The sequence below is a fragment of the Actinosynnema pretiosum genome, from assembly GCF_002354875.1.
GTDB classification, from domain to species: domain Bacteria; phylum Actinomycetota; class Actinomycetes; order Mycobacteriales; family Pseudonocardiaceae; genus Actinosynnema; species Actinosynnema auranticum.
The window spans coordinates 2,574,183-2,589,851 of sequence record NZ_CP023445.1 but is presented as its reverse complement, the minus strand read 5'-3'; the positions used below and the strand labels follow the sequence as shown (position 1 = coordinate 2,589,851).

15 protein-coding genes and 1 riboswitch are annotated in these 15,669 nt (G+C 75.6%); of the genes, 10 read left to right on the top strand and 5 right to left on the bottom strand.

The window, feature by feature from the left end; genetic code table 11:
• The first annotated feature begins 86 nt into the window (after positions 1-86).
• The 8 genes from CNX65_RS11685 (at position 87) to CNX65_RS11650 (ending at position 7,943) form a co-directional block, all read left to right on the top strand.
• Positions 87-491 (top strand): ATP-binding protein, encoded by a 405-nt coding sequence (locus CNX65_RS11685; RefSeq protein ID WP_096492806.1) that lies wholly within the window; start codon positions 87-89, stop codon positions 489-491.
• A 99-nt stretch (positions 492-590) separates the two neighbouring features.
• On the top strand, positions 591-1,220 hold the full coding sequence (locus tag CNX65_RS11680; protein WP_096492805.1) for a class I SAM-dependent DNA methyltransferase: 630 nt from the start codon (positions 591-593) through the stop codon (positions 1,218-1,220).
• Between the two features lie 64 nt (positions 1,221-1,284).
• A riboswitch (cobalamin riboswitch) is annotated at positions 1,285-1,411 on the top strand.
• Between the two features lie 69 nt (positions 1,412-1,480).
• Positions 1,481-2,758 (top strand): prenyltransferase/squalene oxidase repeat-containing protein, encoded by a 1,278-nt coding sequence (locus CNX65_RS11675; RefSeq protein ID WP_177154401.1) that lies wholly within the window; start codon positions 1,481-1,483, stop codon positions 2,756-2,758.
• Positions 2,755-3,606 carry an RAD23 family protein gene (locus CNX65_RS11670; protein WP_096492804.1) on the top strand — a complete coding sequence of 284 codons (852 nt, stop codon included), beginning with the start codon at positions 2,755-2,757 and terminating at the stop codon, positions 3,604-3,606. The genes CNX65_RS11675 and CNX65_RS11670 overlap by 4 nt, the downstream gene beginning before the upstream one ends.
• 159 nt (positions 3,607-3,765) lie before the next feature.
• Positions 3,766-4,839: a CbiQ family ECF transporter T component gene (locus tag CNX65_RS11665; RefSeq protein ID WP_096492803.1), complete on the top strand. Its 1,074-nt coding sequence runs from the start codon at positions 3,766-3,768 to the stop codon at positions 4,837-4,839.
• Positions 4,836-6,443, top strand: a complete 1,608-nt coding sequence (locus CNX65_RS11660; RefSeq protein WP_096492802.1) for an ABC transporter ATP-binding protein — start codon at positions 4,836-4,838, stop codon at positions 6,441-6,443. The genes CNX65_RS11665 and CNX65_RS11660 overlap by 4 nt, the downstream gene beginning before the upstream one ends.
• Positions 6,440-7,213, top strand: coding sequence for an ECF transporter S component (locus CNX65_RS11655; protein ID WP_096492801.1), 774 nt, complete (start codon positions 6,440-6,442; stop codon positions 7,211-7,213). The genes CNX65_RS11660 and CNX65_RS11655 overlap by 4 nt, the downstream gene beginning before the upstream one ends.
• 142 nt (positions 7,214-7,355) lie before the next feature.
• Positions 7,356-7,943, top strand: a complete 588-nt coding sequence (locus CNX65_RS11650) for a hypothetical protein (RefSeq protein ID WP_096492800.1) — start codon at positions 7,356-7,358, stop codon at positions 7,941-7,943.
• Positions 7,944-8,116: 173 nt separating this feature from the next.
• Here the strand turns inward: CNX65_RS11650 and CNX65_RS11645 are convergent, their stop codons facing one another.
• The gene (locus tag CNX65_RS11645; RefSeq protein ID WP_096492799.1) at positions 8,117-8,605 is read right to left on the bottom strand and encodes an SRPBCC domain-containing protein; all 489 of its coding nucleotides are present in this window, start codon (positions 8,603-8,605) and stop codon (positions 8,117-8,119) included.
• A 693-nt stretch (positions 8,606-9,298) separates the two neighbouring features.
• On the opposite strand from CNX65_RS11645, the gene CNX65_RS11640 reads away from it, so the two are divergent.
• Entirely contained in the window at positions 9,299-9,598 is a 300-nt protein-coding gene (locus CNX65_RS11640) for a hypothetical protein (protein WP_157767593.1), read from the top strand.
• Between the two features lie 18 nt (positions 9,599-9,616).
• A complete protein-coding gene (locus CNX65_RS11635; protein ID WP_096492797.1) occupies positions 9,617-11,806 on the top strand; it encodes a putative bifunctional diguanylate cyclase/phosphodiesterase in 2,190 nt (729 codons plus the stop codon).
• 129 nt (positions 11,807-11,935) lie between these two features.
• Here the strand turns inward: CNX65_RS11635 and hisG are convergent, their stop codons facing one another.
• The 4 genes from hisG to CNX65_RS11615 form a co-directional block, all read right to left on the bottom strand.
• Positions 11,936-12,799: an ATP phosphoribosyltransferase gene (gene hisG, locus CNX65_RS11630; protein ID WP_096492796.1), complete on the bottom strand. Its 864-nt coding sequence runs from the start codon at positions 12,797-12,799 to the stop codon at positions 11,936-11,938.
• Positions 12,800-13,207: 408 nt separating this feature from the next.
• Entirely contained in the window at positions 13,208-13,810 is a 603-nt protein-coding gene (locus CNX65_RS11625) for an FMN reductase (RefSeq protein WP_096492795.1), read from the bottom strand.
• Positions 13,807-14,931, bottom strand: a complete 1,125-nt coding sequence (locus CNX65_RS11620) for an LLM class flavin-dependent oxidoreductase (protein ID WP_096492794.1) — start codon at positions 14,929-14,931, stop codon at positions 13,807-13,809. Before CNX65_RS11620 ends, CNX65_RS11625 begins: the two co-directional genes overlap by 4 nt.
• 124 nt (positions 14,932-15,055) lie before the next feature.
• A complete protein-coding gene (locus CNX65_RS11615; protein WP_096492793.1) occupies positions 15,056-15,613 on the bottom strand; it encodes a DUF4291 domain-containing protein in 558 nt (185 codons plus the stop codon).
• Between the last annotated feature and the right edge of the window lie 56 nt (positions 15,614-15,669).

The following is a 15,669-nucleotide window of genomic DNA, read 5'->3' as shown; positions in this document are numbered from 1 at the left end:
CACTGGTGGGCCGGGCGTGGTGTTTGACTCGTGCCAACGGGGGTATCCCGTCGGCTTGTCGGGCGATTTTCCCGGAGGACTGGCGAGTGCGGATCGTGGAGCTTCGCGGTGAGCGGATCGACGTCGTCCTGCACGGCGACGACCCGCCGCTGGCGCGGATGCGGAAGTGGACCTCGGCGACGCTCGCCGGGCTGGGAGTGGCGGACGCCGTCGACACCCAGCTCGTCGGCAACGCCCTGCTCAGCAACGCGTTCAGACACGCGGTCGCCCCCCGCCGCTTCCGGCTCCACCTGGTCCGCGACGTGATCAGGGTCGAGGTGGAGGACGCCAGCCCGCAACTGCTGCCCGTGCTGAGCCGCTTCGAACCGCTCCAGCCGAGCGGTCGCGGCCTGCTCCTGGTGAACCGCCTGGCGACCCTGTGGGGCGTGGTGCAGGGCCCGACGAGCAAGACCGTCTGGGCCGAGGTCGCCGTGAACCGACCGGGCGCCTGACCCGCCGCGCCCCACTCCCGTGGCAGGCCCGCCGCGCCCCGTCCCGCGCCTGGCCCGCCGGGCTCCGCACCAGCACCCCACCCGCTAGGGTCCACGCCCGTGACCGACCCCCGCTCGGAGGCCACCCGCGCCTCGTACGACACCGTCGCCGAGTCCTACCAGCAACTGGTCAGCGGCCTCCTCCCTGGGATGCCCTTCGACCGCGCCGTCCTCGCGGCGTTCGCCGAGCTGGTCGACGGCCCCGTCCTGGAGGTGGGCTGCGGAACGGGCCTGATCACCGCGCACCTGGCCGGGCTGGGCGTCGACGTCTCCGGGGTCGACCTGTCCCCCGGCATGGTCGAGGTGGCCCGCCGCGAGCACCCCGACCTGCGGTTCGAGGTCGGGACGATGCGCGAGCTGGCCGTCCCGGCCGACTCGCTGGGCGGGGTCGTGGCCTGGTACTCGACCGTGCACGCGCCGACCGCCGAACTGCCCGCCGTGTTCACCGAACTCGCTCGGGTCCTGAAGCCCGGCGGGCACCTGATGACCGCCTTCAAGGAGGGCGACCGGGTCACCCCGCTGACCCGCGCGTACGGGCACGACGTGGACCTGGAGGTGCACTGGCACCCGGTCGACGCGGTCGCCGGCGCGATCGCCGCAGCGGGCCTGACCGAGATCGCGCGGCTGGTGAGGGCCCCGCACGGCGCCGAGAAGGGCCCGCAGGCCTGCCTGATCGCCCGGAAGCCCTAGCCCCGGCTCCCCCACCCCTCCTGCGCGTTCCCGCTGGATGGGGCCGTTCGCTGGTCGCCCCAGCGGTTCCGGGGCGTACTCTGATCCGCGCGTGCGCTGGGGGAAGCCGGTCGAATGCCGGCGCTGACCCGCAACGGTAGGGCGTCCCGAGGACGTCGAGCCCGAACACCCGGCGGACGTGGACAAGCCACGCCACCCGTCGAGGACTGCGGGTCGGGCCCCTCGGGTTGCCCGCGCCTCGCCACCGAAAGAGGCGCCACATGCGTCATGGCCGTGCCGCGGCGGGCATCGCCGCGCTGATCGTCACCGGGCTCCTGGCCCCCGCGCTGCCCGCGCGGGCCGAGCCGACCACCTCCCCCGACGGGGCGGCGGGCGGCTGGTTGACCAGGCAGCTCGTCGGCGGCGACCACCTGGAGACCACCTTCGACGGGGTCGCCTACCCCGATCACGGGCTGACGGCGGACGCGGTGCTCGCGTTCGCGGCGGCCGGGGTCGGGCGGGACAGCGGGGCCAAGGCCACCGCGTGGCTGGCGAGGCCGGAGAACCTGCCGCAGTACCTCGGCGACGGCACCGCCGAGTCGTACGCGGGCGCGCACGCGAAGGTCGCGCTGCTCGCCCAGGTCCAGGGCGTCGACCCGACCGCGTTCGGCGGGGTCGACCTGATCACCCGGCTGCTCGCGCGGCAGGCCCCGTCCGGCCGGTTCAGCGACCAGTCGCAGTTCGGGGACTTCAGCAACGGCATCACCCAGTCCCTCGCCGTGATCGCGCTGGAGCGCCACGGCTCCGCGCCGCAGGCTGCGGTGGACTACCTGGTGGGCCAGGCGTGCGCGGACGGCGGGTTCCCGCAGAAGCTGGAGCAGGCCACCTGCGAGTCGGACGTGGACACCACCGGGTACGCGGCGCAGGCGCTGCTCGCGACCGGCAGGGCCACCGAGGCCGGGGAGGCCCTGGACTGGTTGACCTCCGCGCAGGGCGCGAACGGCGGGTTCGCGGACCTCAGCCCGGCCCCGAAGCCGAACGCGAACAGCACCGGCCTGGCCGCGCAGGCGCTGCGCGTCGGCGGTCGCGGGGCGGCGGCCGACAGGGCGGTGGCGTTCCTGACCGGCCTCCAGGTGGCCTGCTCGGGCGTCGAGGCGAACCGGGGCGCGATCGCGTACGACTCCACCGGTTTCGACGCGGCCACCGCGACGCGCGCGACGGCGCAGGCCGTGCTGGGCGTGGCGGGCGTCGGCCTGACCACGCTGAAGGCCGCCGACAACGCGGGCGCGCCGACCCTGAAGTGCGACGCGCAGCCCCCGACGACCACCACCGGCCCGACCACCACCTCCACGACCACCACCACCGCGCCGACCACCACCTCCGCGCCCGCCGCGACCGCGCCGACCACCACGTCCCCGGCGGCGGTGGTCGTGACCGGGAGGCAGTCGGTGGCGCTGGCGAACACGGGCGCGAACATCGCGCCGGTGCTGGCGATCGGCGCGCTGATGCTGGTGTCGGGCGCGCTGGCGCTGGTGGCGTCGCGCAGGCGCACCCGGTGACCGGGGCGGCGGCACGGCGCTCGACCCGTCGGCCCGGCGCCTGCCTGGCCACGGCGCTGGCCCTGCTGTGGACCGCGCTGGTCCCGGCGCCCGCGTCGGCCGCCGCCTGCGACGGCGTGACCGTGGTGGTCGACTTCGGCGCGCTGGGCGGTGTCCGCACCGGCTGCGCGCCGGGCGACCCGGCCAGCGGGATCGCCGCGCTGAACTCCGCCGGTTTCCCGCACGCCTACGTGCCCCGCCAGCCGGGCCTGGTCTGCCAGATCTCCGCGCTGCCCAGCCCGTGCAACGGCGCTCCGGCCTCGGCCTACTGGTCGTACTGGCACGCCCCGGCGGGCGGCTCGTGGACCTACAGCTCCTCGGGCGCGGGCTCCTACGACCCGGCTCCGGGCAGCGTGGAGGGCTGGTCGTTCGGCGCGGGCAACCCACCCGCGCTCGCCCCACCCGCACCCCCCGCCCCGCAGCCCCAACCTCAGCCCCAGCCCCAGCAACCGGCCCCACCGCAGCCGCAACTCCCCCAACCCGCGCCCCCCGCCGCGCAGCCTGGCTCCCAGGGGACCACCCAGGCCGCACCTCCCGCGCCCGACACCCCGGCGCCCGGCGCGCCCACCTCGGACTCCTCCGCACCGGCCACCGCCGGGAGCGCCACCCCCTCCGGGAGCGCGGCCCCTTCGGAGGGCTCCACTCCCCCAGCCACGTCCCCGACCGACGCCCCACCCACCCCGATCCCCGCCGCGCAGGCCACCGACGCCCCCACCGGCGGCGCCGCGGCCTGGCCGGTCGGGGTGCTCCTGATCGCCGCGCTGGCCGGTCTGGGCGCGTGGACCGCACGCCGCCGAGCCGCCGCGTGACCAGCAACAGCGCCTCCCGGAGCCGCCGGGCGACCGGCCACCACACCCCCGGAACCGCCGCGCGACCAGCAACCACACCCCCCGGAACCGCCGGGCGACCAGCCGCAGCACACCCAGGACCAGCCACGTGACCGGCCACCACACCCCCGGAACCGCCGCGTGACCGCTCCACCCCGCCGCCTGCACCCCGGCGCGTGGTGGCTGTGGGCGCTGGGCCTGGCCGCCGCCGCGACCCGCGCCACCAACCCCCTCCTCCTCACCACCCTCCTCGCCGTAGCCGGGGTCGTGGTCGCCGGGTGCGCGCGCCGCGACGCCGGGCCGTCCGCGTACGGCGCGTTCCTCAAGTTCGGCCTGGTCGTCCTGGCCGTCCGAATCCTGTTCCACGTGCTGCTCGGCGGCGCCCAGGGCCCGACCGTGCTGCTCGCGCTCCCCGAGATCCCGCTCCCCGCCTGGGCGCGGGGCGTCCGCCTCGGCGGCCCGGTCACCGCCGAGGGCCTGGTGCTGGCGCTGTGCCAGGGCCTGCAGCTCGCGGTGCTGCTGGCCTGCGTGGGCGCGGCGAACGCGCTCGCCGACCCGAAGCGCCTGCTCCGCTCGCTCCCCGCCGCCCTGTACGAGGTGAGCGTGGCCGTCGTGGTGGCGCTGACCGTGGCCCCGCAGCTGGTGGCGAGCGCGCGCTCGGTGCGCCGGGCGCGGCTGCTGCGCGGTGACGCCCCGCGCGGCAGGCGGGTGGTGCGCTCGCTGCTCGTCCCGGTGCTGGAGGAGGCGTTCGAGCGGTCGCTGGTGCTGGCGGCGGCGATGGACTCGCGCGGGTACGGCAGGCGGGCCGGGCTCTCGCGCCGGGACCGGCTGGTGACCGGCGCGCTCGTGCTGGGCGGGCTGGTCGGCCTGTGCGTGGGCGCGTACGGCCTGCTCGGCGCGGACACCCCGGTCCCGCTCGGCGCGGGCGCGCTCGCGGTCGGCGTCGCGCTGGCCTCGGGCGGGCTGGCGCTGGGGTCGCGCCGGGTCCGCCGCACCCGCTACCGGCCGGACCGCTGGCGCGCCCGCGAGCTGCTCGTGGCCGGGTCGGGGCTGGTGGCGGCGGTGTGCGCGTTCGCCGCGCCGGGGCAGGCGCTGATCGTGCAGGTGACCCCGCTGTCCGCCCCGGTGCTGCCGCTGCTGCCCGTCGCGGGCGCGCTGGTCGCCCTGCTGCCGCTGGTGGTGGCGCCCGCGCCGCCGGAACGGAGGTCGTCGTGATCCGCTTCGAGCAGGTGTCGATCACCTACCCGGACGCCCCCGCGCCCGTCCTGTCCGACGTGGACCTGGTGGTGCCGGAGGGCGAGCTGTGCCTGGTCGTCGGCCGGACCGGGTCGGGCAAGTCGACGCTGCTGCGCGCCGCGAACGGCCTGGTCCCGCACTTCAGCGGCGGCGAGCTGACCGGCCGGGTGCTGGTGGCGGGCCGCGACACCCGCGACCACCCGCCGCGCGAGCTGGCGGACGTGGTCGGGCTGGTGGCGCAGGACCCGTGGTCGGGGTTCGTGACCGACTCGGTGGAGGAGGAGCTGGCCTACTCGATGGAGTCGCTGGCCCTGCCGAACCCGGTGATGCGCAAGCGCGTCGAGGAGACCCTGGACCTGCTGGGCCTGGCCGACCTGCGCGACCGCCCGCTGTCGGCGCTGTCCGGCGGGCAGCAGCAGCGGGTGGCGATCGGGGCGGCGCTGACCGCGCACCCGAGCGCGCTGGTGCTGGACGAGCCGACGTCGGCGCTGGACCCCGGCGCGGCCGAGGACGTGCTGGCGGCGCTGCTGCGGCTGGTGCACGACCTGGGCATGACGGTGCTGGTCGCCGAGCACCGGTTGGAGCGGGTGGCGCAGTACGCGGACCGGGTGGTGCTGGTGCGGGACGGCCGGGTGAGCGCGGGCGCCCCCTCGGAGGTGCTGGCCGGGTCGGCGGTCGCGCCGCCGGTGGTGCGGCTGGGCGCGCTGGCCGGGTGGTCGCCGGTCCCGGTGTCGGTGCGCGACGCCCGGCGGGCGGCGGGTGGGCTGCGCGAGCGGCTGGCCGGGGTGGCGCCGCCAGAGGACGCGCCGGTGGGCGGTCCGCCCGTCCTGCGCGCCGAGGGCGTCCGGGTCGGGTATCCGGGGGTGGACGCGGTGCGCGGGGTGGACCTGGCGGTCCGCGCGGGCGAGCGGGTGGCGCTGATGGGGCGCAACGGGTCGGGCAAGTCCAGCCTGCTGTGGGCGGTGCAGGGCAGCGGGAGCCGGGCGGCGGGGAAGGTGCTGGTGCTCGGCGCGGACGGCGGGGCGGACCCGGCGGACCTGGAGCCGGGTGAGCGCCGGGAGCTGGTCGGGCTGGTGCCGCAGCAGCCCGCCGACCTGCTGTACCTGCACGACGTGGCGGCCGAGTGCGCGCAGGCGGACCGCGAGTCGGGCCGCGGGGCGGGGACGTGCCGCGCGCTGCTGGACGGCCTGGCGCCGGGCGTGCCCGCCGGGGCGCACCCGCGCGACCTGTCGGAGGGGCAGCGGCTGGCGCTGGTGCTGGCGATCGCGCTGACCGCCGAGCCGCGCGCGGTGCTGCTGGACGAGCCGACCAGGGGTCTGGACGTGACGGCGAAGCGGCGGCTGGTCGAGGTGCTGCGCGGGCTGTCGGAGCGGGGCGCGGCGGTGGTGCTGGCGACGCACGACGTGGAGTTCGCGGCCGAGTGCGCGACCAGGGTGGTGGTGCTGGCGGGCGGCGAGGTGGTGGCGGACGGCCCGACGCCGGAGGTGGTGACCTCGTCGCCGGTGTTCGCGCCGCAGGTGTCGAAGGTCCTCGCGCCGGGCCGGTGGCTCACGGTGGAGCAGGTCGAGGGGGCGCTGCGGTGAGCGCGGCGCCGGTCCGGATCGGCCCGAGGGCAGTGGCGGCGCTGCTGGTGGCGGGCGCGATCAGCCTGATCGCGTTCGGCTGGCCGCTGCTGGTGGAACCGGGCGCGGGGATCGCGCGCTCGACCGACGCGCCGTGGCTGTTCGCCCTGCTGCTGCCGCTGGTGATCGCGGTGGTGCTGGCCGAGCTGAGCGAGGGCGGCCTGGACTCGAAGGCGGTCGCCGTGCTGGGCGTGCTGTCCGCGCTGGGCGCGGCGGTGCGACCGCTGGGGGCGGGCACGGCGGGCGTGGAGACGGTGTTCTTCCTGCTGGTGCTGGGCGGTCGGGTGTTCGGCCCCGGTTTCGGCTTCGCGCTGGGCAGCACGACCCTGTTCGCGTCGGCGCTGCTGACCGGCGGGGTGGGGCCGTGGCTGCCGTACCAGATGATCGGCGCGGCCTGGGTGGGCCTCGGCGCGGGGCTGCTGCCGCGCTGCCGGGGGTGGCGGGAGCTGCTGGTGCTGTCCGGGTACGGGGCGGTGGCCGGGCTCGGGTACGGGCTGCTGCTGAACCTGTCGTTCTGGCCGTTCGCGCTGGGCGCGCACAGCGACCTGTCGTTCCAGCCCGGCGAGCCGGTGTGGTCGAACCTGACCAGGCTGGCGCTGTTCAGCCTGGCCACGTCGCTGGGCTGGGACGTGGGGCGGGCGATCACCACGGCCCTGCTCGTGGCGACCACCGGCCCGGTGCTGCTGCGCACGATGCGCAGGGCGGCCCGCAGAGCCGCGTTCACCCGCTGACGACCGCGGGCCCGTCTCCGGGAGCCGCCGCTCCCGCTCGCACCCCCGGCGCCCGCGGGCGGTCGCGCCCGTCTTGATCACCCACCCGTTGATCACCCACCCGGTTGGCGGAGCGCCGGGACGCGCCCACTACCGTTGCCGCATGGCACTGGCGTGGCGTCCTCTGGACGAGCAAGCGATCGGACGCGTCCTGGCACTGGCGGACACCCCGTGGGGCGACCTGGACGACGCGTGGGCGAGCACCGGCTGGGAGCTGCCCGGCGGGGTCGCGCTCTCGCACCAGGTGTTCGAGGAGCTGGAGTACCGGTTCGACCTGCCCGAGGGCCCGGTCCGGTTCGGCGCCGACGAGACGGCCCTGACCAGCGCCTCCCTGGACTTCGCCTGGTTCGCCCCCGACCCCGAGGACGTCCCGGAGGGCGACTGGCCGGAGGGCTGGCAGCTCGCCGAGGACGCCTCCCGCGCCGACTTCACCGCCCGCTACGCCGAGGGCGTGGCCGCGCTGACCGCCGTGCTGGGCGAGCCCGAGCGCACCGGCGGGCACGACGAGGAGCTGGGCTGGCAGCACGCGCTGTGGCGGCGCGGCGAGAACACCGTCGTGGTCGTCGCGCAGGGCGAGCAGTTCGACCAGTACGGCGAGAGCGAGGCCGCCCTGCTGTGGGTGGTCCGCCACCGGGGCGAGGTGCCGGACGGCGAGGAGTTCTACGAGTGGCTGTGCGGCGCGGGCGAGTGACCCCGGCCTGACGCGGGCGGGTCGCCGCCACTCCGGCGACCCGTCTCGGGCCAAGCCCTTGCCCGCAGGGCTCTTGCCCGCCCGGCTCTTGCCCGCCAGGCACTCCCCCACCAGGCACTCCCCCGGCCAGGCGTTCCCCTCCGCCAGCCCCCCCGGCCAGGCACTCCCCTCCGCTAGGCGTTCCCCCGCTGCCGCCCCTGCTCCCGCTCCTCCACGAGCGCCGCGAGCTTGCCCAGCGACATCGCCCAGCCGTGCTCGTTGTCCTCGGGCCGCACGCTCGGCGGCAGGTTCTCGTGCACGCCGGTGACCTGCGTGCCGCCCTCGACGTCCACCAGCGTGAACGTCAGCACCATCTCCCCCGCCGTGTCCGGGTCGTCCGTGTCGAACTCGACCACCTGGACCACCTCGGTGTCCTGGACCAGCCGCGTGAAGCGACCGCCGTAGCTGTCCACCCGGTCGCTGGTCTTGCCCGCCGTCGTGCTCGGGTCGTCGTAGGTGAGGCTGATCCGGAACTCGCCGCCCTCCCTGGCGTCGAAGGCCCGCACCTCGCTGCTCATGCCGTTGGGGACCATCCAGCGGCCCACCGCCTCGCCGTCGAGCAGGGCCCGGTACACGGCTGCTCGTGGGGCTCGGACGGTGCGCTGCACGCGGGTCGTCGTCATGCGCGCGACGCTAGCAGCGGGGACCGACAGCGAGCGGCGCCCGCGAACTCCGGACAAGCCCCTTTCCAGGTGGTGAGGAATTGACCGGGCGACCCAATCGAACCGGCCGCCGTTTTCCGCCCGGCCGCGCCGACCGGAAAACCCGCATTCGACCGGATCATCCCAGGTCGCCCCCCGGTCAAATATCCGCCGAACGTCAGCAGGGCCCGCGTTGCCCCCTTTCGAGGCGTGCCGCCCAGCCGTGATCAGCATTGGCCGCAGACTGACCCGAAGGGGTGTTTCCGCAGCTCTGCGGTGTAGCCCGCGACTGCGGAGCGTCACTCCGCGCCGCGTCGTCCCACGTTCCGGAAGCGTTCACGGCGAACCCCGGAACACCGTCCCGACCGCGTTCAGCAGGGGTTAAAGGGAGCCTTAAGGGCGTGTCGCACGCGAAGCCACTGCCACGATCGAGTTAATTTGTAGGATCTGCTGGCGCGGTGAGGTGACAGGCGGTTGGATGATCCGGGTTCCTGTCCACCACCCGGTCGAAGGCGCTATTAGCCCTGTCGCGCAAGCTGTGATGAACGACCGGTGGGCGGGCCCTGATCGGCGCAGCCGCCGGAGCACCTCGTGGGCACGCGCGCGCCGGACGTTCCGGCGCGCGCGGACGTGAAGACCGAACGCACCGAACGCAGAGCCACCGGAGAGGGTGACATGACGGTTCCGCTTTCACGGGAGGCGGAAGCGCTCCGCGAGCGCGCGGAGCTGGCTGGGACGTGGGCGGGGCTGCTGGCCGGGCACTCGGGCGGCAGGGTTCCGGGGCAGGTGCTGGAGCGGGCGCTGCTCGGCGAGGTCGAGCGGCTGTGCGCGGGCGCGCTGGGCATCGGCGACGGGGACGAGGACGACTTCGAGGACGACCCGGACGGCGCGGGGCCTGCCGTGGCGCGGGGCAGCGCGGACCTGGCCGTCGCGGCGGGCCGCACCACGGGCGGCGTGCTCGCGGAGCTGACCTAGGACCCCGAGGCGCTGCGGGTGACGCTGGAGCTGCTGAGCGCCGGGTTACCGGGGCTGGCCACCCTGTCGGCGGTCGGCAACCGCGTCCCCTCGGTGCTGGCGGCGCTCGCCGCCGGGTTCGCCGAGCAGGCGGTGGCGCACGGCGCGGCGAGGTCCGCGCGCACCCCGAGGCCCCGCGCGGAGAGCGTCCCCCTGGCGACCCCGTGCGGCGCGGCGGTCCGGGTCCCGGTCGACGGGCCGCCCGCCACACCCGCCGCGCCGGAGGACTTGGACGAGGACGACGACGAGCAGCCGCACCACTGCTCGCCCGCCGACGACGACGTCGACGACCTGAGCGGCGCCGGGACCGGCGACGAGCCGCCGACCGGCGCGAAAACCGCCCCCGCGCCGGAGACCGCTCCCGGCGGGCCCCACCGCAGGCGGGCGGGCGCCGACGCCCCGCCCACCGGCGCGGGCGCCGTCGACCAGAACTCCCCCTGGCAGGCCCCCACCGGCGCGGGCCTGCCCGACGCGGACCCCACCAACAACAACCTCCCCGACGCCGAACTCCCCGGCGGTCCGGCGGCCGGGCTCCCGATGGCCGAGTCGGTGCTGCTGGCGGCCAAGGCCGGGATCGTGGAGGAGGCCGCCCGGATCGGGGTGGCCTCGGTGACGTTCGAGGGCAGCGTCCTGGAGGCCAACGACGCGCTCGCGGACATCCTCAACCGCGCCCGCGGCACGCTGACCGGCGTCGACCTGCTCGAACTCGTGCACCCCGCGGACCGGGGCGCGGTCGTGGCCGACCTGGTGGGCCTGGCCTGCGGCGGCACGGCGGCGCTGTCCGGGCAGCGCAGGCTGCTCCGCCCGGACGGCGAGGTCGCGTGGGCCGCGCTGACCACCGCGCCGCTGCGACCACCCGGCCGGGAGCCCTACGCGGTGGTGGTCGTGGAGGACCGGACCGACGTGAGCCTGCTCCAGGGGCAGCTCAACCACCAGTCGCTGCACGACGTGCTGACCTGGCTGCCGAACCGGCAGTACTTCACCAGCAGGCTGGAGCGGGCGCTGCGCACAGCCGACCCGGCGACCGGCGTCACCGTCTACCACCTGGACCTGGACGGGTTCTCCCGGATCAACGGCGGCCTCGGCCGGGCGGTCGGCGACCACGTGCTCAAGACCGCCGCGTCCCGGCTGTTCGAGGCGGTGCCCGGTGAGAACACGATGATCGCGCGGTTCGGGGCGGACGAGTTCGCGGTGCTCGTGGAGAACGTCGCGGGCACGCCGGACGTGGTGACCACGGTGCGGCTGATCAACGAGCGGCTCGGGGAGCCGCTGGAGGTCGCGGGGCAGGAGATCGCGCTGTCCGCCACGATCGGGGTGGTGCACCGGCCCGCGCCGGGGACCCCGCCCGCCGAGCTGCTGGAGGCGGCCGACCTCGCGCTGCGGCGGGCGCGCGGGCTGGGCAGCAGGCAGTGGGCGCTGGCCGATCCGGAGCTGGACGGGGCGGACCGGCGGGACTTCGCCCTCGCGGCGACCATGCCCGGCGCGTGGCGGCGCGGGGAGCTGGAGGTCCGGTACCGGCCGGTGGTGCGGTTGGCGGACGCGGGGGTGGTGGCGGCCGAGGCGGTGCTGCGGTGGCGGCACCCGGTCCTCGGGGTGCTGCCGCACGCCCGGTGCGCGAGGTTGGCCGAGGAGACCGGGTTCGCGGTGCCCCTCGGGGCGCTGGTGCTGCGGGCGGCGTGCGAGCGGGCCGCCGAGTGGGCGCGGGACGGGGCGGAGCTGCCGGTGCGGGTGGCGCTCAGCGGTGAGCAGGCCGCGGACCAGGACCTGGTGGGGTCGGCGCTGCGGGCGCTGGAGGAGACCGGGCTGCCCCGGCGGCTGCTGCGGGTCGCGGTGCCCGCGCGGGTGCTGTTCGAGCGGGACGAGGCCGCGGACAACCTGCGGGTGCTCGCCGACGCGGGCGTGGGCGCGGAGGTCGACGACTTCCCGGTGGCTCCGGGCGAGCTGGCCGCGCTGGAGGCGTTCCCGGTGCGGGCGGTCCGGGTGCGCGCCGGGCTGGAGGTGGCGCACCCGAGCGCGGTGAAGGCGCTGACCGACCTGCTCGGGGTGCTCGGGGAGGCCGGGGTGGAGGTGTCCGTCGACGGGCTGGCCACGGCCGAGCGGAGCCGGTGGTGGCGCGAGGTGGGCGCGGAGACCGGGACCGGACCGCTGTTCCCCAAGCGGGCGCGGTGACGCGGGCGCGGTGACGGCGGGCCGGGTGGCACCGGGCCCGCCCACGGGCGGTTCGGCGAGGACGCCGGGGAGCGGCGGACCGCCCGTCCCCGTGCGGGGGCGGGCGGTCCGGTGGCTTCCCGCTCGGGGCTAGATGCGGCAGGTGTCCAGGGAGCTGACCAGGATCGCCCGCGCGCCCACGTTCCACAGCTGGTCCATGATCTTGGGGGCGTCGTGCCTGGGCACGAGCGAGCGGACCGCCACCCAGCCCTCGCGGGCCAGCGGCGAGACCGTGGGGGCCTCGATGCCGGGGACCAGCTTGAACGCCTCCTCCTGCGCGCTGGTCGGGCAGTCGAAGTCCAGGATCACGTAGCTGCGGGCGATCAGCACGCCCTTGAGCCTGCGCACCAGCACCTCGACGGCCTCGGCGGTCTCCGCGTCGACGCGCGTGGCGTCGCGCTGGATCAGCACGGCCTCCGAGCGCAGGATCGGGTCGCCGAACGTGGCCAGGCCCGAGGTCTTCAGGGTGATGCCGGTCTCGACCACGTCCGCGATGGCGTCGGCCACGCCCAGCTCGACGGCGGTCTCGACCGCGCCGTCCAGGCGGACCAGGTCCGCCTTGATGCCCTGCTCCTCCAGGTGGCGGCCGACCAGCTTCGGGTAGCTGGTGGCGATCCGGCGGCCCGCCAGCTCCGAGACGTCGGAAATGGCGCCGGGCACCCCGGCGAAGTAGAACGAGGCGCGCCCGAACCCGAGCGGCAGGATTTCGTCGGCGGCGATCGTGGAATCGAGCAGGAGATCGCGGCCGGTGATGCCGACGTCGAGCGAACCCTCGCCGACGTAGACCGCGATGTCGCGCGGGCGCAGGAAAAAGAACTGCACGCCATTGGCCTTGTCCGCGACGATCAGCTCGCGCCCCGACCTGCTCACGCGGTACCCCGCCTCGCTGAGCATCCGCGCGGCGGGTTCGCTGAGCGAACCCTTGTTGGGCAGGGCAAACCGGAGAGAAGCCATGCTCGGGAGTCTGCCACACCGGGTGACGGTCACCTGTTCCGGGTACACCGGGACGAGTGTCACGGGGAATGAGACCCACTCGGGGTTCATGGGTCGTTCACCCGGTCGAGAGGGAAAGCCGAGCATTGCATTCAAATGGAAAGCGGGTGTGACGCGGAGCGCGCGGGGAGTGGCGCGCGCGGGGCGGGCGGGTGATTCATCCGGGTTTTCCGGTCGCGCTTTGCGCTCGCGCGGACGCGGACCCAGACGCCGACACCGACACCGGCGCGGAGGGGACGCCGCCCGCCGCCCGCTCCGCCGGAGAGCCTAAGCGGCGGGCGGGCGCGAGTCAGCCGGTTTTCCGGACGACCGGCGGGCGGGACCGGGGGCGGTGGTGGGCGCCCCCGGTCCGCGGCGGCCCCGCCGGGGTCAGCGGTCCCCGGCGAGCAGGCGCTCGAACGGGACGACGTCCGCGTACGGGTCCGCCTGCGCGGCCGGGGCGCGGCCCGCCAGCAGGTCCGCCAGCTCGGCCCCCGCGCGGTCGATCCGCCCGACCAGCCCGGAGCCCGCGCCCCAGTCCGCCGAGGCCGCGTACACGCCGGTCGGCAGCACGATCGCCTTCAGGTAGGCGAACAGCGGGCGCAGCGCGTGGTCCAGGACCAGCGAGTGGCGCTCGCTGCCGCCGGTCGCGCCGATCAGCACCGGCTTGCCCGCCAGCGAGGTCGGCTCCAGCACGTCCACGAACGACTTGAACAGGCCGCTGTACGAGGCGTTGAACGTGGGCGTCACGGCGATCAGCGCGTCCGCGCCGACCACGTCCTCGATCACCGCGCGCAACTTCGGACCGGCGAAGCCGGTGACCAGGTTGTCCGCGACGTCGCGGGCCACGTCGCGCAGGTGCGCGGTGGTGACCTCGACCGGGCCGCCGGACGCGGCGAGGGCGGCGGACGTGGCGGCGGCGAGGCGGTCGGCCAGCAGGTGCGTGGACGACGGCTCGCCGAGGCCCGCCGACACCACGGCGATGCGGGTCATCGGACGCTCTCCTTCCCGGTCCGGGCGGCGGACCGGACGCCGGTCTCGGCGGCGGTCTTCGCGGCCAGCAGGCTCTGGTGCGTGGGCGCCTCCGGCACGTCCGCGGGCCGCTTGGCCGCGAACTCCCGGCGCAGCTCGGGCACGATCTCGCCGAGCTGGTCGAGCTGCTCCAGCACGGTCTTGAGCGGCAGCCCGGCGTGGTCGACCAGGAACAGCTGGCGCTGGTAGTCGCCGAAGTGCTCGCGGAAGGTCAGCGTCTTGTCGATGACCTGCTGCGGGCTGCCCACGGTGAGCGGGGTCTGCTCGGTGAAGGTCTCCAGCGACGGGCCGTGGCCGTACACGGGGGCGTTGTCGAAGTAGGGGCGGAACTCGTTGACCGCGTCCTGCGAGTTGGGCCGGATGAACACCTGGCCGCCGAGGCCCACGGGGGCCTGGTGCGCCTTGCCGTGGCCGTAGTGCTCGAAGCGCGCGCGGTAGAGGTTGATCAACCGCATGAAGTGCTCCTTCGGCCAGAAGATGTGGTTCGCGAAGAACCCGTCCCCGTAGTACGCGGCCTGCTCGGCGATCTCCGGGCTGCGGATCGAGCCGTGCCACACGAACGGCGGGACGCCGTCGAGCGGGCGCGGGGTGGAGGTGAACGACTGGAGCGGGGTGCGGTGCTTGCCCTCCCAGTCGACGACGTCCTCGCGCCACAGCCTGCGCAGCAGGTGGTAGTTCTCGATGGCCAGCTCGATGCCGTCGCGGATGTCCTTGCCGAACCACGGGTACACCGGCCCGGTGTTGCCCCGACCCATGATCAGGTCGACCCGGCCGTCGGCCAGGTGCTGGAGCATCGCGTAGTCCTCGGCGATCTTCACCGGGTCGTTGGTGGTGATCAGCGTGGTCGCGGTGGACAGGATCAGCTTCTCGGTGCGGGCCGCGATGTAGCCGAGCATGGTGGTGGGCGAGGACGGCACGAACGGCGGGTTGTGGTGCTCCCCGGTGGCGAAGACGTCGAGCCCGACCTCCTCGGCCTTGAGCGCGATGGCGACCATCGCCTTGATCCGCTCGCCCTCGGTGGGAACCCGCCCCGTGGTGGGGTCGGGAGTCACGTCGCCGACGGTGAAGACCCCGAACTGCATGACCGCTCCTCGATCCAGGTAGTTGCGAGTTCAACTACTTGTCCCAACGGTACAGGTGCGCGGGGTATTCCGGACCCGCGGGGCGGGGTGACGCGCGCCGCGCCGGGCGCGCGGCCCACCGGGGTCAGTCGGCGTCGAGCCTGGCGGCGATGGCCCTGGGCAGCGGGTACGGCCGCTCGGGCGGCAGCAGGCGCCTGGCCTGCTCGACGCGCCCGGCCTGGAGCAGCGCGGCGATCTTCCTGGTGCGCTCGGTCAGGTCGGTGATACCGGTGGTCCACTCGTCCACCAGCTCGCGGACCACGTCCCGCCCGACGCCGACCTGGATGCTGTAGTGGTTCAGCGCCGCCCCGCGCAGCGACCGCTCCGGGTCCCACTGGACGTGCACCCGCGCGCCCTCCAGCCCCGGCGAGTCCGTCAGCACCGCCTGGGCGAGCGCGCGCTCCCACCCCTCGCGGGTGATCCGCACCGCCAGCACCCGCTCCTGCCCCGGCTTGCGCGCCCAGTTGCTGCGGTGCATCAGCCACAGGTACGAGGGTTTGATCCAGGTCATCCGCCCGAACGAGAACGGCGACACGAAGCGCCCGGCGGCCAGCGCCGGATCGGCGATCGCGGACGGGTAGGCCTGGTACACGGTGATGTGCGAGCCGTCGTAGTCGGCGCGGACCTGGCGCTGCGGAGCCACGCGGGCCACCCTCGCACGGGCCCGCGGGCGGGGGCGAGCGCGTTTCCGCGCCAGAC

Bases quoted from the DNA above. Each gene is read 5' to 3' on its own strand.
- CNX65_RS11625 (WP_096492795.1), bottom strand. From the start codon at position 13,810: ATGACCCGCATCGCCGTGGTGTCGGCGGGCCTCGGCGAGCCGTCGTCC.
- CNX65_RS11650 (WP_096492800.1), top strand. From the start codon at position 7,356: ATGGCACTGGCGTGGCGTCCTCTGGACGAGCAAGCGATCGGACGCGTC.
- CNX65_RS11620 (WP_096492794.1), bottom strand. From the start codon at position 14,931: ATGCAGTTCGGGGTCTTCACCGTCGGCGACGTGACTCCCGACCCCACC.
- CNX65_RS11640 (WP_157767593.1), top strand. From the start codon at position 9,299: ATGACGGTTCCGCTTTCACGGGAGGCGGAAGCGCTCCGCGAGCGCGCG.
- CNX65_RS11645 (WP_096492799.1), bottom strand. From the start codon at position 8,605: ATGACGACGACCCGCGTGCAGCGCACCGTCCGAGCCCCACGAGCAGCC.
- hisG (WP_096492796.1), bottom strand. From the start codon at position 12,799: ATGGCTTCTCTCCGGTTTGCCCTGCCCAACAAGGGTTCGCTCAGCGAA.
- CNX65_RS11675 (WP_177154401.1), top strand. From the start codon at position 1,481: ATGCGTCATGGCCGTGCCGCGGCGGGCATCGCCGCGCTGATCGTCACC.